This is a genomic window from Novacetimonas hansenii (assembly GCF_014843995.1).
GTDB classification, from domain to species: Bacteria; Pseudomonadota; Alphaproteobacteria; order Acetobacterales; family Acetobacteraceae; genus Novacetimonas; species Novacetimonas hansenii.
The window spans coordinates 257,568-278,090 of record NZ_CP062147.1 but is presented as its reverse complement, the minus strand read 5'-3'; the positions used below and the strand labels follow the sequence as shown (position 1 = coordinate 278,090).

Annotated in this window: 19 protein-coding genes and 1 riboswitch; of the genes, 4 read left to right on the top strand and 15 right to left on the bottom strand. The window is 58.3% G+C overall.

What is annotated here, in order from left to right; translation table 11 throughout:
* Nucleotides 1-18 precede the first annotated feature (18 nt).
* The 3 genes from IFJ82_RS01190 to rfbA all read left to right on the top strand — a co-directional run bounded on the left by IFJ82_RS01190 (nucleotide 19) and on the right by rfbA (nucleotide 3,587).
* Nucleotides 19-1,155, top strand: coding sequence for an AGE family epimerase/isomerase (locus tag IFJ82_RS01190; RefSeq protein ID WP_075624931.1), 1,137 nt, complete (start codon nucleotides 19-21; stop codon nucleotides 1,153-1,155).
* Between the two features lie 456 nt (nucleotides 1,156-1,611).
* Nucleotides 1,612-2,682, top strand: a complete 1,071-nt coding sequence (rfbB, locus tag IFJ82_RS01185; RefSeq protein WP_192265317.1) for a dTDP-glucose 4,6-dehydratase — start codon at nucleotides 1,612-1,614, stop codon at nucleotides 2,680-2,682.
* Nucleotides 2,679-3,587, top strand: a complete 909-nt coding sequence (gene rfbA, locus IFJ82_RS01180) for a glucose-1-phosphate thymidylyltransferase RfbA (RefSeq protein WP_040510293.1) — start codon at nucleotides 2,679-2,681, stop codon at nucleotides 3,585-3,587. Before rfbB ends, rfbA begins: the two co-directional genes overlap by 4 nt.
* Before the next feature lie 9 nt (nucleotides 3,588-3,596).
* On the opposite strand, the gene petA is transcribed toward rfbA, so the two are convergent.
* The 5 genes from petA to IFJ82_RS01155 form a co-directional block, all read right to left on the bottom strand.
* Nucleotides 3,597-4,241, bottom strand: a complete 645-nt coding sequence (gene petA / locus IFJ82_RS01175) for a ubiquinol-cytochrome c reductase iron-sulfur subunit (RefSeq protein ID WP_192265315.1) — start codon at nucleotides 4,239-4,241, stop codon at nucleotides 3,597-3,599.
* A 441-nt stretch (nucleotides 4,242-4,682) separates the two neighbouring features.
* The gene (locus tag IFJ82_RS01170) at nucleotides 4,683-5,906 is read right to left on the bottom strand and encodes a cytochrome b (RefSeq protein ID WP_062809718.1); all 1,224 of its coding nucleotides are present in this window, start codon (nucleotides 5,904-5,906) and stop codon (nucleotides 4,683-4,685) included.
* Nucleotides 5,907-6,148: 242 nt separating this feature from the next.
* The gene (locus tag IFJ82_RS01165) at nucleotides 6,149-7,909 is read right to left on the bottom strand and encodes a porin family protein (protein ID WP_192265313.1); all 1,761 of its coding nucleotides are present in this window, start codon (nucleotides 7,907-7,909) and stop codon (nucleotides 6,149-6,151) included.
* A gap of 540 nt (nucleotides 7,910-8,449) precedes the next feature.
* Nucleotides 8,450-9,451, bottom strand: coding sequence for an NAD-dependent epimerase/dehydratase family protein (locus tag IFJ82_RS01160; protein WP_003616689.1), 1,002 nt, complete (start codon nucleotides 9,449-9,451; stop codon nucleotides 8,450-8,452).
* 239 nt (nucleotides 9,452-9,690) lie between these two features.
* On the bottom strand, nucleotides 9,691-9,930 hold the full coding sequence (locus IFJ82_RS01155) for a hypothetical protein (RefSeq protein WP_040511205.1): 240 nt from the start codon (nucleotides 9,928-9,930) through the stop codon (nucleotides 9,691-9,693).
* A gap of 228 nt (nucleotides 9,931-10,158) precedes the next feature.
* On the opposite strand from IFJ82_RS01155, the gene IFJ82_RS01150 reads away from it, so the two are divergent.
* Complete coding sequence (locus IFJ82_RS01150; protein WP_003616693.1) at nucleotides 10,159-10,650, top strand: DUF2721 domain-containing protein; 492 nt, start codon at nucleotides 10,159-10,161, stop codon at nucleotides 10,648-10,650.
* Between the two features lie 374 nt (nucleotides 10,651-11,024).
* On the opposite strand, the gene IFJ82_RS01145 is transcribed toward IFJ82_RS01150, so the two are convergent.
* The 10 genes from IFJ82_RS01145 to IFJ82_RS01100 all read right to left on the bottom strand — a co-directional run bounded on the left by IFJ82_RS01145 (nucleotide 11,025) and on the right by IFJ82_RS01100 (nucleotide 20,470).
* Nucleotides 11,025-12,485, bottom strand: coding sequence for a phosphomannomutase (locus IFJ82_RS01145; protein ID WP_003616696.1), 1,461 nt, complete (start codon nucleotides 12,483-12,485; stop codon nucleotides 11,025-11,027).
* Between the two features lie 320 nt (nucleotides 12,486-12,805).
* Nucleotides 12,806-13,789, bottom strand: a complete 984-nt coding sequence (locus IFJ82_RS01140) for an ABC transporter substrate-binding protein (protein WP_048859202.1) — start codon at nucleotides 13,787-13,789, stop codon at nucleotides 12,806-12,808.
* Between the two features lie 81 nt (nucleotides 13,790-13,870).
* Nucleotides 13,871-13,965: riboswitch (TPP riboswitch) on the bottom strand.
* A 408-nt stretch (nucleotides 13,966-14,373) separates the two neighbouring features.
* Nucleotides 14,374-16,029: an ArnT family glycosyltransferase gene (locus IFJ82_RS01135; RefSeq protein WP_192265311.1), complete on the bottom strand. Its 1,656-nt coding sequence runs from the start codon at nucleotides 16,027-16,029 to the stop codon at nucleotides 14,374-14,376.
* A gap of 175 nt (nucleotides 16,030-16,204) precedes the next feature.
* Nucleotides 16,205-16,960 carry a glycosyltransferase family 2 protein gene (locus IFJ82_RS01130; protein WP_075595524.1) on the bottom strand — a complete coding sequence of 252 codons (756 nt, stop codon included), beginning with the start codon at nucleotides 16,958-16,960 and terminating at the stop codon, nucleotides 16,205-16,207.
* Between the two features lie 16 nt (nucleotides 16,961-16,976).
* Nucleotides 16,977-17,471, bottom strand: a complete 495-nt coding sequence (locus tag IFJ82_RS01125) for a F0F1 ATP synthase subunit B family protein (RefSeq protein WP_003616705.1) — start codon at nucleotides 17,469-17,471, stop codon at nucleotides 16,977-16,979.
* 30 nt (nucleotides 17,472-17,501) lie between these two features.
* A complete protein-coding gene (locus tag IFJ82_RS01120; protein ID WP_003616707.1) occupies nucleotides 17,502-18,116 on the bottom strand; it encodes a F0F1 ATP synthase subunit B family protein in 615 nt (204 codons plus the stop codon).
* Nucleotides 18,117-18,130: 14 nt separating this feature from the next.
* A complete protein-coding gene (locus IFJ82_RS01115; protein ID WP_003616715.1) occupies nucleotides 18,131-18,355 on the bottom strand; it encodes an ATP synthase subunit C family protein in 225 nt (74 codons plus the stop codon).
* Nucleotides 18,356-18,410: 55 nt separating this feature from the next.
* Complete coding sequence (locus tag IFJ82_RS01110) at nucleotides 18,411-19,160, bottom strand: F0F1 ATP synthase subunit A (RefSeq protein WP_040510302.1); 750 nt, start codon at nucleotides 19,158-19,160, stop codon at nucleotides 18,411-18,413.
* A gap of 38 nt (nucleotides 19,161-19,198) precedes the next feature.
* Nucleotides 19,199-19,525, bottom strand: coding sequence for an AtpZ/AtpI family protein (locus tag IFJ82_RS01105; RefSeq protein WP_003616720.1), 327 nt, complete (start codon nucleotides 19,523-19,525; stop codon nucleotides 19,199-19,201).
* 147 nt (nucleotides 19,526-19,672) lie between these two features.
* The gene (locus IFJ82_RS01100) at nucleotides 19,673-20,470 is read right to left on the bottom strand and encodes a hypothetical protein (RefSeq protein WP_075595470.1); all 798 of its coding nucleotides are present in this window, start codon (nucleotides 20,468-20,470) and stop codon (nucleotides 19,673-19,675) included.
* Nucleotides 20,471-20,523 lie beyond the last annotated feature (53 nt).

Sequence of the window (20,523 nt, the reverse complement as noted above, 5' to 3'; positions counted from 1 at the left end):
AAGATAAAGGGTATTGAATTGTCACACGATACGTGGCGCCGCTGGCTATCGGAAAGCGCACTTCCCCTATGGTCGGAAAACGGGTTCGATACTGATCGGTCCCTGTTCCATGAACGCCTGACCTTTGACCATCAGCCCATTGCCCTGCCGGAATTGCGCCTGATGGTACAGGCACGTCAGGTATCCACCTACTGCCGCGCGGAACTTGATGGTTTTGGCAACACGGCGGCCCGATCCCTGCGCTGCCTGCATGAAGTGAAGCGCCGTTACTGGCGCAGTGATGATGCGCCGGGATGGATATTCTCCCTCGGGCCGGATGGGCGTCCGGCGGACAGGCGGCGCGACCTGTATGCCCATGCCTTTATCCTGCTGGCCCATGGCTGGGCCTATCACGTATCGCAGGATCGTCAGTACCTTGCCGTCGCGCAGGAAACTTCGTTGGAAATCGACCGGATTTTCCTGATGGAACATGGCGGGTATCGCGATACCCTCCCCCCTGCCGACAGTATCCACCGGCAGAACCCGCATATGCACCTGCTGGAAGCCTATCTGGCGCTTTTTGATGTCTCGGGCGACAGTTTCTATCTGGACCACGCACGCCGCGTCGCCTCTCTGGCGCTGGATCATTTCATCCTGCCCGGCACCGGCATGCTGCTCGAATTCCTTGATAGGACATGGGCCCCCCTGCAGGCGACGGGACATAACCGGGTTGAGCCGGGACACCTGCTGGAATGGTCATGGCTCTTTTGCGAATTCGCCCGCCTTGCCCCCGATGACCCCAATATTGACCGGGTGCTGGATGCGAAAGACAGGCTGGCGGAAACCGCCATGGCATATGGGGTAAATACCCGCACCCTGGTGGTTTGTGACGCGATAACCGAAAATGGTACGCAACTTGAAACCTCCACCCGCATCTGGCCACAGACCGAATTCCTGCGCATCCTGGCCTTGCGCGCACGGGGGGGGGACACGCAGGCCGCTGGTTTCATTGAACGGCAGAGCGCATTTTTCTTCGAACATTATGCCCCGTCGCGCCTGCGGGGGGGATGGATTGACCGCCTTGATGTACATGGCGTGGCCCTGACCGACCATATGCCTGCCAGTTCGCTGTATCACATCTATGGGGGCGCCATGGAGCTCCTTGCATCACGCTGACAGACCCTCCTGGTCGGGGCAGTCTGCAGGGCAGCGACACAGGCACCTTGCCACAGGTGCCTGTGTGATCGCGGCATGTCTTGCAGCACCTGTTTTTCCAACCATTCCTTATCCAGACAGATATTTGCATTATGGTCGCATGAAGACCCGATCTGCGCCTACGCCAAGCAGGCTGTTTGAGCAGGGCGGAGCAGTAACCTTCTGGAATAATAAAGTTTTTTGGTAAATATTTTCAAAACGTCTTTAAATATCTTCATATTTCCAAAAACATAAGATAACGCATTAAATGTTCGTACTTTTTATCAATCGGCCGTTTTTGAACGGCCCCTAAAAAGTAACGATATATTATGAATTACGGGATAAAAAACATTCATATCCCCTGTGCTTTCCCTGCTTAGTTGAAAGCATATTTATCAGAAATATTTTAACAGTATATGCATACATGCAGGATTATACATGCGAATTCTCCTGACTGGTGGATGTGGCTTTATCGGATCGGCGGTTGTGCGCCACGTCATCCGACATACCACACATGAAATCATCAACGTGGACTGCATGACCTATGCCGCAAGCAGTGAAGCACTGGAGGATTCGGCCACGAACCCACGCTATCGCTTTGAACGGCACGACATTACCGATCCTGCCGCCATGGCATGCCTGTTTGCACATTACCAGCCGGATGCGGTCATGCACCTGGCCGCAGAAAGCCATGTAGACCGCTCCATCGACGGGCCGGACACCTTTGTCCGCACCAACGTGATGGGCACGTCGGTCCTGCTGGATGCGGCACGACACTACTGGCAGGCACTGGACCGGGCGGCGCAGGCACGCTTTCGCTTCCACCATATCTCCACCGACGAAGTATTCGGCGCACTTGGCGCGCAGGACGCGCCCTTTACGGAAACAACCCCGTATGACCCGCGCAGCCCCTATTCCGCCAGCAAGGCGGCATCGGACCATATGGTACGGGCATGGCATCACACCTATGGCCTGCCGACATTTGTAACGAACACGACAAATAATTATGGCATCTGGCATTTCCCGGAAAAGCTGATCCCCCTGATGATCATCAACGCCGTGGAGGGCAAACCCCTGCCGGTCTATGGCGCGGGACAGAACATCCGCGACTGGCTGTTTGTGGAGGACCATGCCGAGGCCCTGGTGCTGGCGGTGGAACAGGGGCGACCCGGCGAAACCTATGCCATCGGCGCACGGCAGGAACGTACCAACATGGAGGTGGTACAGGCCCTGTGCACCATCCTTGATGAACTCCATCCCGATCCGACAGGTCCACATGCACGCCTGATCCATCACGTACAGGACCGGCCGGGACATGATTTCCGTTATGCAATCGACCCATCCCATGCGGAAAACATGCTGGGATGGCGGGCACGGCACAGTTTCGAGCAGGGATTGCGTAAAACGATCCAATGGTACCTGGACAATGCCGCATGGTGGCGGGGTCTGCGCGCACAACGTTACGCGGGACAACGCCTGGGCCGCGCGCCCATCATGGAGGTGACATGACCATTTCCCAGCCAATGAAGGGCATCCTGCTGGCCGGTGGGTCGGGCACCCGGTTGCATCCCATGACACTGGCATCAAGCAAACAGATGCTGCCGGTTTATGACAAACCCATGATCTATTACCCGCTATCGACCCTGATGCTTGCGGGTATCCGTGACATCATGGTCATTTCCACGCCGCTGGACCTGCCACAGTTCCAACGCCTGCTGGGGGATGGATCACAATATGGCGTCTCCTTTTCCTATCGCGAGCAGCCCTCCCCCGATGGGATTGCCCAGGCCTTCGTGATTGCCGAAGACTGGATCAACAATGCGCCATGTGCCCTGATCCTTGGCGATAACCTGATCTTTGCCGATCACCTGTCGCAGATCCTGCAAAAATCCGCCCAACAGGAACATGGGGCCACGGTCTTTGCCTATCAGGTACGTGATCCTGAACGCTATGGCGTTGTATCCTTTGCCCCGGATGGAACAGCCGTTGATATCGTTGAAAAACCCCCCATCCCCCATTCCAACTGGGCCGTGACGGGGCTTTACTTCTATGATGCACGGGTCAGTGAATTTGCCCGCCGCCTCCGGCCCTCGCCACGCGGGGAACTGGAAATCACTGACCTGAACAAAATCTATCTGCAGGAACATTCGCTGCGGGTGGAGCCGCTGGGTCGCGGCTGTGCCTGGCTGGATGCGGGCATGCCCGACAGCCTGATGCAGGCCGGCACCTTTGTACAGACGATACAGTCACGTCAGGGAATGCTGGTCGGCTCCCCTGCGGAAGTCGCATTCAGGATGGGATACATCAATGCACAGCAACTCCGCCACTGGGCGGGGCGTATGATCAAGACCGAACTGGGGCGCACTTTGCATGCTATTGCCGATGGACAGCAGGGACTTTGCATCGCGCCCTGAAACCACGTCCTATATCTGCAATATCGTCGTAAAATCAAACTCCTGCCCATCAGGATTCGCCCCGATCCGAATGGTTGTGGGCGTCGGCATGGAATAAGGCGGGACAGGCAGGTTGTAAGGTGCGGGCGCGCCCTTGAATACACGCCCTGCAAGATCAAACATCGACCCATGGCAGGGACAGGCATAACCACCGGGCCAGTCATGCCCCCCCGTTCCCTCCGGCAGGGGACGATAGGCCGGGATGCAGCCCAGATGCGTACAGATCCCCACTACAACCCCATATTCAGGCACAAGGGAACGATGCCAGTTGGTGGCATAGGCGGGCTGCTGCCGGTCGGTGGAATGTTCATCGCGCAGGCGCCGCGCCATGTCGGGCTGCTGCATCCGCGCAAGTGCCTGGGGTGTACGATGGGTAATGAAGACGGGTCGCCCCTGCCATGTCACGACGATCTGCTGCCCCGCCTGCAGGTGCGAGATATCGACATTGACCGGCATATGCGCCGCCGCACTGTCACGCGGCGCCAGACTTTGCAGGAACGGCCACAGGCACGCACCCGCACCGGTGATGGCGGTCGCGGCTGTCACCATGCCCAGAAAGTCACGTCGCCCACCGCCTGACGCAGGCGTTGCGCTGTCGTCGGTATTGTCTGTCATGAGGATTTCATATCCGCAGATGGCGGCGACGGAAAGGGCATATCGCATTACCGGTGGGCGACAGGGGAAAGGCAAGGACTCTGCCCTTGACCCGCCAAAGATCACAGACCTTTGGAAACCATAACTTTTAACAGATCAGGGTGCAGGGATCGCAATCCCTGCCGGGTCCGGGCAGCGCCCGGATATCACACGCCTGGCAGAAGATGGAAACAAGGCAAAGGCTCCGCCCTTGACTCCGCCAGTTCTAAAAGATTATTTGAAAACAACTCATTGATAAAAAATAAGAAAAGTTTTTGGGTGCCGCCTTTTTTCAAAAAAGCGGCGTCTTCTGAAGCTTTTTAGAAAAAGCTTCACCAAAAACCTTTATAATTTCAGTATGTTATCGAGGATGACTTTTCAAACAGTCTTTAATAGATCACAGGAAACATAATTCCTGCCGCCTCAGGAAAGGAAGGACGGCAGCGGCCGCGTCTTCTCGAAACGTGGCGCGAATGGCAGCAGCACAAGGAAATAGCCAAAATAATACAACGTGGCGCATCGTCCCGCGATCATCCACGCACCTGCCGCATGATGCCGTCCGACCAGCCCCAGCACCACGAACGCCACCACCAACCCAAACAGGCCGATGCGGCACACCGGGCGAAACCGGGCAGAACGCACGGGTGAAGGGTCCAGCCACGGCACAGCGAACAGGACCAGCACCGCCCCGGCAGAGGCAAGCAGTCCCCCGAACTTCGACGGCACGGATTGCAGGATTCCATAGAAGGGAAGGAAGTACCACTCCGGCTCGATATCCGTGGGTGTATGCAATGGATTGGCCGGGCGATAATTGGCCGGTTCCGACAGAAGGTCCGGCCACAGGAAAGCCAGCGCGGCAAACACGATGCCAAACAGCATAAGGCCCACCATGTCCTTGCTGCTGTAATATGGGTGAAAGGGCACCGTATCGGAAGGTTGAGATGGCTCCACCCCCTGTGGATTATTCGAACCCGAAATATGCAACGCCGCCACATGCAGCCCCACGATCGCCACGATCGCAAACGCCATCACGAAATGCAGCACAAAGAATCGGTGGATAAACACATCCCCCAACGCGTCACTGCCTTCCATCACATGTTCCAGTCCGGGACCAATACCCGGAATGGCCCCGACCGCCTTGCCCACCACGTCCGCGCCCCAGTACGACATCTGCCCCCATGGCAGGACATACCCGGCAAAGGCCGTCACCATCGTCATGACCAGCAGCACAAGGCCCGTCAGCCACAGGATCTCGCGCGGGGCCTTGTATGACCCGTAATATAATCCCCGATACAGGTGTATATACAGCGCCCCCATGAACAGGCTGGCCCCCGTCATATGCAGCGCCCGCAACAGCCAGCCGGCGGGCACCTGACGTTCGATCACCTCGATCGACGCAAAGGCCCCAGCAGCGGCAGGGGTATAATTCATGGCAAGGAAGATGCCCGTCGCCAGCATCAGGACGAGAACAACACACAGGATCGCACCGAAATTCCACAACCCGTTCAGGTTGCGCGGCATGCGATAATCCACATATTCGGCCCGGAACCATCGGACCACATGCAGGCGACGGTCGATCCACGCAATGACGCCCGTCCCTGCTACGGACTGCTGGTCCGCCTCCTGCATGGTCTCTGGACCGCCCATCCCCTGCTCTCCCTTCCCATTGTGCAAATGGTGCTGCGGTCAGTCTTCTACCCGCTTTCAGGCACCTTTAACAGAAGGGATACCCTGCCTTGCACGACAGGGCGTAAAGATCGCTTGGGAACAACACATTGATAACAAACAAAAGTTTTTGGGTGCCGGTTTTTTCAAAAAAGCGGCGTCTTTCGAAGACGTTTGAAAAAAGCTTCACCAAAAACTTTTACAATTCATAATGTTACCCGAGATCAGAACAGCAGGATGGCACCGCCCGAGGCCGTGTTGTCGGTGGCGCGTGCCGGGCCATGTGCCTTGGATTCCGTATGGGCATATTCACCCACGATGTTAAGCCAGTCGGTCAGGCTGTAGAACAGGGCGCCCACTTCGGACTCGTTGCGCGCGACAAGACTGGGATCGTTTTCCCCCCGCGCTTCATAAAGGTTACTGACACCATAGCTTCCGACCAGCTTGATCTTCTTGGTGACGTTATACATCCCCTGCAGGTAGTAGCCTTCGGACGCACGCTTATGCCCGTTCGACGCCACACCGTCGAAGAACAGGCCCGTCGTGCCAAGCCCGCTACCGCGATAGTAGTATGCCACGCCCTGGAACGGGCCATAGGTCAGCTTGGTGCCGATTTCGCCCGCTTCGGCCATCACGCCGCGCTTTTCGCCTTCGGAAACCGGCACGGTGGAGGTCGAGGTCTGGACCATGTTGTAGATTCCACCATCCATGCCGCCGGTCGTCACCTCACGCAGGGCGGTGGTGACGGTCGTCGTTTGACTGCGGGTCAGGTCCTGCTGATGCTGTACAAGGAAGCTGGCCCAGATACGGGCACTCAGGCCACCGACCTTGAAGTCATAGGTAACCTTGCCCTGCACCATGGGGGAACTGTGCTGGGTCGATCCGGCGGACAGGTTGTCGCCTGCAAAATTGTACTCGTCCAGCGGCTGCAGGATACCGATATTGCCCTGGAAGCCACCGACCTTGGGCGACAGGTAGGAAATCTGCGGGATCCAGTCGGCATACACGTAACCAACACCGATACGGCCCAGCGACGTATTGCCCGGTGCTGTGTTGCTGCCGGTGGAACCGACACTCAGCAGGGTCGCGTCATTGAGGATCGCATCCCCGCCAAAGATGCCAAGGTCACGCCCGATCTTGATCGTGCCGAAGGATTTCGTGCCCGCCGTCACGAACACCTGACGAAAATCGATTCCCGCGGTGCCAAGGCCCACCGGACTGCCGCCGGAATTGGCGTTCATCGCGCCGGGCTTGTTATTATCAATGCCCGGATACATCCCCATGACGGCGGACATGTCAATGCCAGCCTGCGTCGTGGACAGTTTCAGGATCAGGCCCGCAGGCAACAGGCCGTTACGCAGGGCGGAGGAATCAAACCCGTTCGCCCCGGTGGATACCCCACCATTGACGATGCCACCACGGCCCGGGCTGTTAAAGGTATAGAACCCGTTGACGAAACCCGACAGGTTGATCTTGACCGGCCCGGCGTCAAAGGTCAGGCCCTTGCCCGGCACGTATTTTTCCATGCGGACAAATCCCTCGCCATAAGCGGGGCCACCGGGCTGCATTGACAGCATGGCCGTGCGCGCGGCCTCTGCACTTTGCGCGGCGGAAGCTGCCGCCGCGCGGGCCTGCGTCACCATGTCCGCCGTCTCGTCCGCGCCACCGATGCCAACCTCGCCAGGAAGCACGGTATGGATGGGATTATCCGGCGTTCCCGGGGCCGCCGGGCGTGCGGACGAGACATGGCGGGTCGTCGCGGCCATGCGGCTGCCACGGGTGGTGGTCGCCTCAGCGCGCGCATGGCTCAGATGCTTGGCAAGCAGGCCCTTATATTCACTGGACGTCAGGCTGCCTTTGGCACGCAGGATATCGAGCAGGTCGCTATAATCATCGGCCCGTGCCTCACGCGGTTCCATCAGGTGCCCGGCACTGGCGGTCAGAACGACAACGGCTCCTATTCTGGCCAACCTTTTCGCCGACATCTGATCGTTCCTTCCGTGTAATTCGCCTGACTATCCGGGCCTGAAACTTGGGGGTGAGCGCTTCAGGGCATTTCTGTTGGATATGATCCGACGGGTCAATGGCGTCCCCTCCCTGCGCGATGACCATGCCATGCACCCTGCGCGAAGAATTCTGTTCCGACTGAATCGTAAAAGTTCCCACCACCACACCAGATGTTGATGACACGAATCAGGGATATCAACTGTCTGTGCGCACCTGGGCACAGCAACAGGTGCGATATATGCAGATGACAAAGAACTTCCATATAAAAACTATTGTTTTCACGTTTTGTCATGTGACGTTAAATCAGTACGTTATGGAAAAATCTGGAAAATACCCCCTGACTTCAGGGGGCCTGAAATGACACCAGAAACGTTAAAATCAGCATCATGAAAATGTGATCGTAACGTTGATTTTAACTTGGACAGTTGCAGTGAAACTACATATTCAATAAATCTGTTCAAACAATCGTGTGTACAAACAATCGTGTGATTTGTATTTCCTGCACCTGTCGTGCATCTTCATGCGTCATGCCGGGCATAATAATCCCGGTACCAGGCCACGAAGCGCGCCACCCCCACACGTAGAGATGTCTTTGGGCGAAACCCCGTCAGGTGTTCCAGCAGGGATGCGTCAGCCCATGTCCGTTGCATATCCCCCGGTTGCATTGGCATGAAGTTGGTCCGGGCGGTACGGCCAAGGCACGTTTCGATCGCATGGACAAAATCCATCAGCGGCACAGGTTGCCCGTTACCCACATTGACCACACGATACGGTGCAACAGGGCTGCATCCCGTCGCTTTATCCCCACGCACCGGTATGCAGGGCAGCACGCGCAGGACGGATTCCACCACGTCATCAATATAGGTAAAATCACGCTCCATCTGTCCGTTGCCGTACACGTCAATCGCATGCCCCCGCAGGATTGCATCCACAAACAGGAACAACGCCATGTCGGGCCGCCCCCATGTACCGTACACGGTAAAAAAACGCAGTGCCGTCACGGGCGTACCCGACAGATGGGAGAAGGAGTGGGCCAGCCCTTCAGTTGCCTTCTTGGTCGCGGCATAGAGGCTGAGGGGATAATCACAGCGTTCAGTCTCGATAAAGGGCAGATCCGTTGCTGGCCCATAAACGGATGAGGTGGAGGCCAACACGAAATGATCCAGCGCCATACCCCGTGCCAGATCAATCAGGTTGGATGTGCCAACGACATTACTGTCGATATAGGTATCAGGCCGATGTGCGCCGTACCGCACCCCCGCCTGTGCCGCCAGGTGAATGATGACACTGATCCGCGCGCCCTCCACCACACGGGCCAGTGCCGCACGATCCTCCAGCATGATTTCATGGGCGACAAAGCGGGGATAAGCGCGCAAGAGCGCATGCCGACGTCGCTTTAGCGCAACATCATAATAAGGCGTCATGCCATCTATACCGATGACTTCGTGCCCTTCCGTCAGCAGGCGACGCGCCACATGGAATCCGATAAAACCTGCGCTTCCGGTGACCAGCACCCGCACTCTGTCCTCCTGCGTGCCGTGACATGGCACTGTCTGTTATTGTGGCGTTCGCCGAAACGGCAGATACCCCATATCCGCGCATATGCCGATCCCTGATCGCATGACCGTGGCATGCGTCGTCAATCGATGGGGCATCTGAAAATAACGGATTGATAAAAAAGAAAGTTTTGGGATGTCGCTTTTTTAAAAGAACCTCACCAAAAACCTCTCTCCTGTCAGGCAGATTTCTGGACCGCCCATCATTGCTGCTGGCGCGCATGTCGCCATGCTGCCTCCAGCGCATCGACCATCGTGGGATACCCGGTGCACCATTCACTTTCCTGCGCACCCCGCTGCGGGGCGACAGCCGCACGCCACGACATTGTATCCCCATCCGCCCCACACCGTTCGACCCGGATGGACCAATCGGCAGGAATGCGCAACAGGACACGCGCCAGACGTTTTTCCGGCGTCATGGGCGTGGCATAATTATGTGACATGGCGTCCTTTCCCGTGGCAGGCGATATGCAGGCCCCTTCCATACCAGAAGAGCGCCCATTTTATCAGCAGCACGCATGTTTCGGCCTATCAGGCTGGGAAAATGGCCTTTTTTGGCAGAAATCGGACCAAAAACGAAACATTTCCCCCTTGACGATACGCGCCATAGCCACACAATCCGACCCTTCGTGATATTGTTCCCCAAGCCAAGACTGGAGTACCCCCCGTTCGTGACCCTTCTTCCCGGCCTTTTACCTGATGAGTCCATTGACGGCGCCACCCACCTGATCCAGACCGCATTGACGCCGGTTTTCATGCTGTCGGGCATTGGCACGCTGCTCGGCCTGTTCAACACGCGCCTTGCCCGTGTCAGCGACCATATCGAAAACATACGCGATAAACTTGATGCCGCCGATCAGGATGACGCAGGCCGCCGCATGCTGATGCGACGGTTGCGCCACCTGCATTACCGCACATTACTGCTTGACGCATCCATCCTGTTCGCCGGTGTCGGCGGCGCATCCGCATGCGGATCGGCCTTCGCCCTGTTTGTCGGCAGCGTGCGTGATTCCGCAAGTGCATGGTGGCTGGTGCTGATGTTCGGCAATGCCCTGATGTGTACGGCCGGCGCACTGGCGATGTTCCTTGGTGACAGTATCGTCGCATGGCATGGCCTGCGGGTGACAACTTTCCTGCCACATAAATACACGCAGGTGGATTAGTGAGCGTTCCTTTGCGGGAACCTCCCTTAATATCCCACGCATAAGAAGTAACCAGACATCCCCAGACGTTGCTTGTTCAAAAGCAACGTCTCTTGAAACTATCTGCAAAAAAGCCTGCCGAGACACCTTAAACTTAGAAGCTGTTTGAAAAGTCAGGCTCAACAGCATCCTGAAATCATAAAGTTTTTTGGTGAAGCTTTTCCTAAAAAGCTTCAGAAGACGCCGCCTTTTTGAAAAAAGACGGCACCCAAAAAACTTGTCTTATGTTTTATCAATGATTTGTTTTCAAACAGTCTCTTATGCTTGCACGGTCTTTTTTCGGACAGACTTTGCAGACAGCCTCCTGTTTCATTTCCCCAGACGCCTGCTTCCGTTCAGGAGGCTTCGTCGCGCCACGCACTGACCGCACCAAGCCCGGTCTGTAGCAGGTTGCCAGCACGTTCCGGGCTGTCGGCTTCTACATAAACACGCAGTTCCGGGGCGTTGCCTGACGGACGAAGGTGAATGATCTCCCCATTGGCAAAGGTCATACGCAGCCCGTCCGTTCGATCCACATGCGACAACTCCCCGCATGTGGCGACAAACCCCAATGCCGCCGCCCCTGCCGATGGGCTGTCGCCCAACGCGGCAATACGCGCCCTGCTCTTTTCCGTGGGCATGGCCACCAGGCGATCACTCAGCGTGAAACGTGGCGGCAGCGTTGCGACCAGGCCAGCCAGATCCGTGCCAACCCGGCGTGCCGCAACCAGCGCACAGATCATGGGCAGCACGGAATCACGTGTTGGCAACGCCACAAGCGTGCGGTTTTCATGATGCACATCACTTGCCAGCAGGAACCCGCCATTTGCCTCATACCCGACGGAGGGGACAAGCCCGGCTGCCGCCGCCTCGGTCATGGCCGCCACGACAAAGGGGGACCCGATGCGCGTGCGACGGATATCGCGGGCAAATCCGGCCTGCTCCAACGCGGTATTGCTGCTGACGGGGGTTGTCACCGCCGCTGCGTTGAGAAAACGCGCAGCCAGAATGCCCAGCACATCGCCACGCAGCCAGTTTCCATGCCGGTCAGCAAGGAGTGGGCGGTCGGAATCCCCATCCGTTGTCAGGATGGCGTCCAGCGTACCGTCCGACGCCCATTCACGCGCCAGTTCAGCATCCTCGGGGCGCACGGCTTCGGTATCGACGGGCATGAACGTATCCGAACGTCCCAACGGGACCGCCTTCGCGCCCAGCGCCTCTACCACCAGCATCAGCACATCGCGTCCCACGGCAGAGTGCTGATAAATCCCCAACGTCAGGCCCGACAGGGCATCAGGGCCGAAAAAATCCCGATACCGCGCGACATAATCCGGCACCACATCCGTGATCGCAGGCAGTTCGAGCATTTTTACAAGCTCACCATCGGCATTGAACCAGCCTGCGGGCAGTACGGCGTCCTGTTCACGCATCGCGGCCTCGTCAGTCTTGAGGAATTCGCCCCGCGCCCGGTTGAACTTGATACCGTTACGATCAGCAGGAATATGGCTGCCGGTCACCATCAGAGAGGGAATCCCCCGCGCAAAGGCATGCAGGCATAGCGCCGGGGTCGGCACGAACCCGCAAAATACCGGTACGCCATGCAGGCATTCAATCGCCGCGGCACAGGCGCGCAGGATACGCGGCGTGCTGGGGCGCAGGTCCCCCGCCACCGCGACCTGTGTCCCCGGCGCGAATTCACCCAATGTCGCCAGATGTTTCAGGTATCCCACGGTATAGGCGAAACAGACGGCATCCGTCATCGCGGTAACAAGACCGCGCGCCCCGCTGGTCCCGAATGCCACACCTGACTGTTCCATCCACTGGGCTATTTTCATGAGATACGTTCTCTTGCGACTATGTTGAATACAGGCCGGGACATGCTCGTGCCCCATCCCCTTCATGTTAGGGGGTTTTTCCTCTGATTGCATGGATATTCAGGCAGATGTCCCATGAAAGCGCATCGCCATGGCCGACTGACTGGCAGGTTGCAGGAAAATTGATGGCAACAACGCGCATTTGAGTGGGACAGCGCTTTTTTCTCAACACGCGCCCTCTTTTGAAGAGTTTGCACAAATATTCAAAAAAATAACTATATCCCAATATGTTATACGTATTTTTCCATTCAGGAGATCTCTTTTTATTCTTGTGCCCGCGACGTTACATCCGCAACCAATGCAAAGGGATCAACGGCGTAGGTTTCCAGTGCCGCCTCATGATTGATCACACCATGACTATGCTGGAACGCCATGAACGCACGATATCGCCGCGCATTGAGCAGCGCGGGCTGCTTTGCCAGTCGTGGCAGGGTTTCGCGCCATGCCGCCCGGTTCAATGGCGTATCGAGTTCTGGATGATCGGCAATCGCCTTCGACAGGATTTCGTCGGAATGGTTGAGCAACGTATTCGTCCCCTCCTCCAGCGCCGCCATGAACGCGCGCACCCATGGATCACGTATGTGATCGCGCGCGGCAAGGAACACCAGTTCATCATTCAAGGGCACCCCATGCTCCTCAGGGAAGAAGGCAGTAACGGTCATCCCTTTCTGTTTCAGGTCAAGGAGTTCATAGGTCCGCACGGCCCCCATCACCGCATCAACGGCATGCGACATCAATGCCTGTTCAAGCTGGAAATTGACATTGACCTGATGGATGTCCCCCATCCCCACCCCGACAGTGGACAACATGGTCGCCAGCATCGCATCATCCGCGCCCGAGAGGGAAACACCAATCACCTTGCCCTTCAGGTCAGCCAGAGAATGGATATCCCCTGCCGCGATCAGGGTATTGAGCGGCGTGTCGATCAACGTGCCCACCCGCACCAGTGGAATCCCCTGTTCCAAAAGCATGCCAAGCTGCGTCTGATAGGAAACAGCCAGGTCTGCCTGCCCCGCTGCGACAAGGCGGGGCGCAGCACCCGGATCGGCTGGCGCAATCAGATGGACATCAAGACCATGCCGTGCGAACGCCCCGCCATATTGTGCGGCAAGGAGTGCCGCATGATCGGCATTGAGAAACCAATCCAGAATCACGTTGACACGACGTGGCGCATCGGCGGCATGCGCAGTGCCGATGCCACCCATCATGATAAGGAGACATGCAAGTCGTAACAGTATGGCCTTCATCATCGCCCGCCCTTCACGCACCCGCCCCGGGAAAAAACCAGGCAGGGACCGCATGGGGAAGCCAGCATGGAGGGCTCAGCCCCGGCATGCCGTTTTTCTCCCTACGCTGGCATGACCCAGGTCAGGTTCAACGGGTGTGATCTCAGCCCGCATCGCGGACACCCCGGTTGATGCAGATGATGGGAAATCTGGTGACGCGTCAACCATGCCTGATGGCACATAGGTGTGACCGGTCCATTGGCCGCCCAGTCCTTTGGCAAAAAAGAACCAGAACGCCTGTCTTCATAAAAACCGGCCATTTCATAACGTTCAGAAATTAGCAAAGGAGTATTGGACAAAGGTTTTCACAAAAAACCTTCAAAAAACGATGTGTTTTTCAGAAGCTGTTTAAAAAGTCAGGCGCGATAACAGATTGAAATTATAAAGGTTTTTGGTGCAGCTTTTTCTAAAAAGCTTCAGAAGGCGCCGCCTTTTTCGATCAAAAGGCGGCACCCAAAAATTTTTCTTGTTTTTTATCAATGAGTTGTTTTCAAACAGTCTCTCAGAAATACAGCCAAATACTTTCATCCATAAAAAGCATATCCTTACGGCTGCATCCCATACAATCCGATCTCCAGATGCTTCCCCGTGGAATAATTCAGCCCGCTGGCCATCCCCAACCGTCGGACATGCAGGCCATCATGTTCCAGTCCACCTTCAAACGCGGGTAGATCCTTTGACCCCACCAGCACCAGCGCACATTTCCCATGCTGGCGCAGGAAACCCGCCGCCAGTTCCGGTCGCATCAGCTTCGTATCCTGCCCCAAAAGGAAGACAAGACTTGGCTCTGAATCCGAAACCGACGCCACCATCGTGGTGGGACAGGGACGGTGCGCCGCCACCAGTGTCGCCAGACGGGGGCTCAACCAGATCGTCTCCAGCCGGGGAATGACGGCAAGGAACAGGCCCACATGGATGATGACAGCCGCCGCCACCGACGCCATGGCCGCCTGAAGCACCGCGCCACGCACCAGCAGCAACGCCGCCGCCATCAACAACGGCAGCGCCCCTGCCGTGATCGTCATGGCGGCAGGCGACATGATGCCCTCCATCCGCCACAACAGGACCGGTCCCGCCAGCGCAAGGACAGAACCCACACCCAGCCAAACCACGCCATAGGCCAGTAACAGCCCCCGCCCCCACAGGGAATGCGGCCACCGCCAGCCCTGGGGCATGGTCACGATCGCCGCCGCCGTCAGGATGGCGATGGCGGGATAGGTCGGCAGTACATAATGCGGCAGCTTGGTCGCAATCGCCTCGAACACCAGCCAGTGCGGCACGATCCAGCAGATCAGGAACCGCACCGGTGGCTGGTGCCGCTGCTGCCACACGAAGGGAAGCGCCATCGCTGCGAACAAAGAGCCGGGCCAGAACGCAATAGCAAATGCCAACAAGTGATAGCCGGGCGGCAAGCCATGGGATTCCTGCCCGCTGGCAACCTTGCCAAGGAAATTATGTCCCACCGCGCGACTGTAGAAATCGCCATGACTGACCACGCCAATCGCCACGCACCACGGCACGACAATCACCAGCATCACCCCCCATCCCCACGCCGGACGCAGGCGACGCCACCAGTCAGTACGCCGCTCAATCAGGGCAAGGGCGATCGGTGTGCCAAACCCCGGGATCAGCACCACTGGCCCCTTGAGCATTAACCCGCATCCCAGTGCCGTCCAGTACAGCAACGCCGCAGCAAGAGGCGTCGGCACGTCACGCTCCCGATCCAGATAGGCACGCAGTAACCCACATTGCGCCAGCAGGATTGACAGCAGCAGCGTCGTATCGATGGTCGCCATACGCCCTTCGGCCGTCATCAACACCGACACCGCCAGCAGCGCCGCCGCCAGCAGGCCACAGATGGGACCAAACAGGGTCGCCCCCATCCATGCCGTCAACACACCAGCCGCCGTTACCGCCAAAAGGGAGGGAATACGGTACGGCCACGTTGCATGGGCATCGCGCATGCCCGTCAGGCTGACAGCCGCAGCCTCCAGCCAATAGATCCCGGCCGGTTGCAGATAGCGCGGCTGATCCAGAAAGCGCACATCGACGTAATCGCCGCTGTGGAGCATCTGGGCCGTTGCTTCCATATAACGGGGTTCATCACGATCCAGTGGCGGCAGTGACGCGCGACCAGGCAGGAACAGGACAAAGATCGAGACAGCGACAATAATATAATGGCGCAGCGTCAGGCGTGTCATCGCACCGCCCTCTCAGAGAGTGTTTGAAAACAAATCATTGATAAACAACAAGAAAAGTTTTTGGGTGCCGCCTTTTTTCAAAAAGGCAGCGTCTTCTGAAGCTTTTTAGAAAAAGCTTCAGCAAAAACCTTTATAATTTCAGTCTGTTATCGCGCCTGACTTTTCAAACAACCTCTCAGCGTTCGGTAATATGATCCGGGATCCTGGCGCGGTTGTTCAGCCACATGACACCAAGAACGTCACGAATCCCGACCAGCGCCCGATTGAGGTTCGTGTATTTCGACTGCCCATGCAATCTGCCGCGATGCCCGACCGGCGTGCAGACCAGCGGCACGCCATGACGGCCCATCAGGGACGGCAGGAAACGATGCAATCCCTCAAACTGTGGCAGGCGCAGGAAATCCTGCCGTAGGAACAGTTTCAGAGGCGCCCCCGTATCGGGACACCCGTCATCCAGAAGGCGGCTGCGCAATCCATTGGCAAAGCGTGTTGCCACCCGTCGCGACAGGCGATCCTGCCGCTTGGCACGCACGCCAACCACCAGCGGCGCCCGCCCGGGGGCCTGCTGCGCCAATTCAAACATACGAATGAATTCGAAGGGGTTATCCTGCCCATCACCGTCAAGTGTGGCGATCCATGTCCCGCGCGCGGCCTCGATCCCCGTCCGCAATCCTGCGGATTTGCCCAGGCGGCGATCATGGGAAAGAATCCTGAGTTGGGGCAGGATGCCTTCAGCCCGGACAGCCATCAGAAGGGCAAGGGTATCATCCGTGCTGCCATCATCTACAAAAATGACTTCAGCAGGGGGCAGTTGTGCCAAAGCGTCGGCCAGTTCAAGACAGACGGGACGAATATTCGCCGCTTCGTCAAGAACAACCGACACAATGGACAGGACGGGCGTATCGTCCTTATGGGGGGTCGGAGAACTCAGCGTTCCGCCACCCGGTTCAGGCTGCGCGATGGGACAGGGCCGAAGGAAGCCCCGAAATGGCACTGTCAATCAGGCTTTTGTCCCCATCGGCAGACAACGACGCCGCCAATGTTTCCCGCGTGGCCTGCATCGCGATGTCGATGGCGGCTTCACGCACTTCACGGATTGCCCCACGCTCGGCTGCGGCAATGCGGTCGCGGGCCATCTGTTCGCGACGACGTGCAATATCATCGGCATCCTGGCTGGCCTGTGCCGCGATACGGGCGGCTTCCTGCAGGGAATGTTCGACCATTGCACGGGCTTCCGCCAGCGCGGCTTCACGCTCCCGCGTGGCATCCTCAAGCATCTGCTCCGCTTCGCGGCGCAGGCGCGCGGCTTCATCAAGGTCAGCACGAATCTTCTGCGCGCGTGCATCAAGCGCAGCGCTCAGTGGACGCCACAACTTTGCGCCGAACAGGATGAAGAACAGGAAGAAGGCAACAGCCGACCAGAAACGGGGCTCATGCAACATGACTACGGACCTGTCTGTAGAGGGGGCCCATTAAAAACCACGGGCCGTCGCGACACCGTCAACCTTGGACGTCACCACGTCCAGAGGGGCCGAAATGCCGGATATCTGATGGATCAGGGCTTCTGCCGTATCGGTGGAAATCTGCCGCAGCGACCCCAGCGCCGTTTCACGGGCAAGGGCAACGCGGGCTTCCGCCTCACGGATTTCGGCACCCAGTCGCGTATTCATTTCCTGCGCCTGCTTTTCAGCAGCGGCACGGGCTTCTTCCACGACCTTGTCAACATTGGCCTGCGCCTCTGCCATGGCGTCCTTGCGGGCCTGGCGAAGCTCCGCCACCGCATCATCGGCACGGGACTTGGCCTTATGCGCGATCTCAAGGTCATTCTCGATCGTCTGGCGACGAAGGCTCAGGACCTTTTCGACCTTCGGCAGGGCCGAACGGCTCAGCAACAGGTAAAGGATGAGGAAGATGCCCGCCCCCCACACCACCTGACCGATGACGTAGGGATTGCCGAAATCAAGCTGGGGCATACCCTCGGCGCGTGCGCCAGGTGCAACCATGGCCATCAATGGCAGGGCCAGCACGGGTGCCGCCGCGCGCGACGCCACCCTGCGGATGTTTTTATACACCGTGGAACGCACCACGCACCCCTCCTGTATCAGACGAACAGGATCAGGAACGCAATCAGCAGCGCATACAGGGCGACGGCTTCCGTCAGGGCAAAGCCCAGCATGCCGAGGCCGAACACGTGCGGACGTGCGGACGGGTTGCGCGCGATGCTGCTGACCAGCGTGGAGAAGATGTTACCCAGGCCAATGCCCACGCCAGCGAGGGCGATAACGGCGATACCGGCACCAATTTCACGGGCGGCTGCGATATCCATGTCAGTTTTTCCTTGTTTCAGACGTTCTGGATGAAATGACGGAAGATGGTGGCCCTCAGTGGGCCACGGCCTCCCGCAGATAGATGCAGGTGAGGATGGCAAACACATAGGCCTGCAGTGCGCCCACCAGCAATTCGAGAGCCATCAGCGCGACATTGATGACGATCGGTCCCACGGCGATGACATCGCCAAACAGGCCCAGACCAGCCAGCATGATCGTGAAGGCGGCAAACATGTCGAACATCACGTGACCGGCGACCATGTTGGCAAACAGACGGATCGACAGGCTCACGGGACGGGAAAGGAAAGAAAGGATCTCGATCGGGATCAGCAGCGGCGCCAGCGCCTTGGGCGCACCGGCGGGCATGAAATGGGCGAAGAACTTCGCCCCCTGCACCTTCAGCGACACGATGATCGAGAGACAGAACACCATCAGCGCCAGCGCCAGGGTCACGGCGATATGGCTGGTGAAGGCAAAAGAGAAAGGCAGCAGGCCGAGATAGTTACCCGCGAGGATGAAGAAGAACAGGGTGAACACGAACGGGAAGAACGCGCGTCCCTCCGAACCGATCGTGTCAACGGCCATGTTGTAGATGAAGTCATAGCAGATCTCGGCCGCGGCCTGCAGGCGACCGGGCACCACGGCTGCGGGGCGCATCCCGACATACAGGAACGCCAGCACGATGACGGATGCCACAATCATCATCAGCGGCGACTGGCTGAATCTGAGGGACTCCCCAAGAGCGCCCAGAACAGGATGGAGCTCGAACTGACCGAGCGCGTCGATGGATGATCCGGCCGCCAACTTCGTTCTTCCCTAAAATATCTCTGCCCGGTTCCCAATCAGGAACCCGAATCGCCATCCGTTATGGCATCGGGCCTGACAAGACGCCAGACATTAAGCACACCTGCCGCACCGCCGAGAAGCGAGAACAGAACAAGAAACACCGCCCGCAGGTGCAACCAGTGATCCAGCCCCCAGCCAATGCCTACCCCCACAATAAGGGCCGACACCAGTTCGGTTCCCGCACGGAGCATAAGCCCCAGTTCCGAAAACCCCCGTCCCGTGTCCTTCGCCTGCGCTGCATTTTCCGGCTTTTCCAGCCGGGTCCGTGCCGCGTGCAGGCGTTGGTCAAAGGACGTACCGGATGGATCTTTGTCCGTGTCCATTTTCGCACCTCCCGATGGGTGCAGGCGCTAGCTAACGATGCTGCAATAACCTGTCAAGCAAGCGTCGTCCAGCAAAGCATGACAATATTGGGTCAGTGCATGAAAACATGGCATTTTCGCCTGTCCAAAACAGGAGAAAACCAAAACTTATTCCGCGGACGTGTCGCTGCCAGGAATCCGGTCATAGGCGGCACTTCCGGGGAAAGCACCTGGCGGCGGTGCATCGGCTGGCACAATGTGGATCGCCTGATTGACATCCGGCCCGATCTCACGCGCGTTGATCGCCGTGCCGCGCCCGCCATTCACGCCGGTACCAATCGCATGCAGCGTGGCCCCCGGACGCAGCCAGTTGGCAAGGCGCACAGCATTGGCGCGCCCCACGTAAACGAGCGAATGGTCACGCATCACCACACCCTGCACCGCGCCGGTGATATCATAAAGCTGCGCCAGAACAGTCCCGTCCACCGCCACGTCGGGCCCGATGTTGGAGGGCGGCAGGGCTGTTTCCGACCCCGGTTCGTCCGCAATCCGGCGGCCACGCGGCCCGCTGATGGCATAGGCGCGCACGATCGGGTGGACACGCCCCTTCAGGCCGCTGACGCTGACCTGTTCACCAGGACGCACAACCTGCGTCGCGGCGTCGCCCAGACGATGCGGGCACAGCACCTGCGTCCCGTCGGACAGCAGCAGTCCCGCCACGTCGCCGGTGCTGGTCAGCAGGTACTGCGCCACCGTCCCCGTCACAACCGGCAGGGGGGAATAATCGAATGCCGAGGTCGCCTGCACCTGCGAAGGCTGAGTGGCAGGGGCGGCGGGTGTCGCCGCCGGGGCATGCTGAGCCTCCGCCGCGGGCTTGGACGCGGCGATGGCCGGTGCGCCCGCGAGGCTGGCCACAAGGCCGAGCGCCGCTGTCACATAAAGGGGGGAACGCCGATGAATATGCATGCCGGATCTCGTCTTTCGTCTGCATCCACCGGCCTGTCGCGATGCCGGGGCGG

Excerpts from the sequence above, each read along its gene's own strand:
- rfbB (WP_192265317.1), top strand. The coding sequence starts at position 1,612 with ATGCGAATTCTCCTGACTGGTGGATGTGGCTTTATCGGATCGGCGGTT.
- rfbA (WP_040510293.1), top strand. The coding sequence starts at position 2,679 with ATGACCATTTCCCAGCCAATGAAGGGCATCCTGCTGGCCGGTGGGTCG.
- petA (WP_192265315.1), bottom strand. The coding sequence starts at position 4,241 with ATGACAGACAATACCGACGACAGCGCAACGCCTGCGTCAGGCGGTGGG.
- IFJ82_RS01170 (WP_062809718.1), bottom strand. The coding sequence starts at position 5,906 with ATGGGCGGTCCAGAGACCATGCAGGAGGCGGACCAGCAGTCCGTAGCA.
- IFJ82_RS01165 (WP_192265313.1), bottom strand. The coding sequence starts at position 7,909 with ATGTCGGCGAAAAGGTTGGCCAGAATAGGAGCCGTTGTCGTTCTGACC.
- IFJ82_RS01155 (WP_040511205.1), bottom strand. The coding sequence starts at position 9,930 with ATGTCACATAATTATGCCACGCCCATGACGCCGGAAAAACGTCTGGCG.
- IFJ82_RS01145 (WP_003616696.1), bottom strand. The coding sequence starts at position 12,485 with ATGGAACAGTCAGGTGTGGCATTCGGGACCAGCGGGGCGCGCGGTCTT.
- IFJ82_RS01140 (WP_048859202.1), bottom strand. The coding sequence starts at position 13,789 with ATGAAGGCCATACTGTTACGACTTGCATGTCTCCTTATCATGATGGGT.
- IFJ82_RS01135 (WP_192265311.1), bottom strand. The coding sequence starts at position 16,029 with ATGACACGCCTGACGCTGCGCCATTATATTATTGTCGCTGTCTCGATC.
- IFJ82_RS01125 (WP_003616705.1), bottom strand. The coding sequence starts at position 17,471 with ATGTTGCATGAGCCCCGTTTCTGGTCGGCTGTTGCCTTCTTCCTGTTC.
- IFJ82_RS01115 (WP_003616715.1), bottom strand. The coding sequence starts at position 18,355 with ATGGATATCGCAGCCGCCCGTGAAATTGGTGCCGGTATCGCCGTTATC.
- IFJ82_RS01105 (WP_003616720.1), bottom strand. The coding sequence starts at position 19,525 with ATGGACACGGACAAAGATCCATCCGGTACGTCCTTTGACCAACGCCTG.
- IFJ82_RS01100 (WP_075595470.1), bottom strand. The coding sequence starts at position 20,470 with ATGCATATTCATCGGCGTTCCCCCCTTTATGTGACAGCGGCGCTCGGC.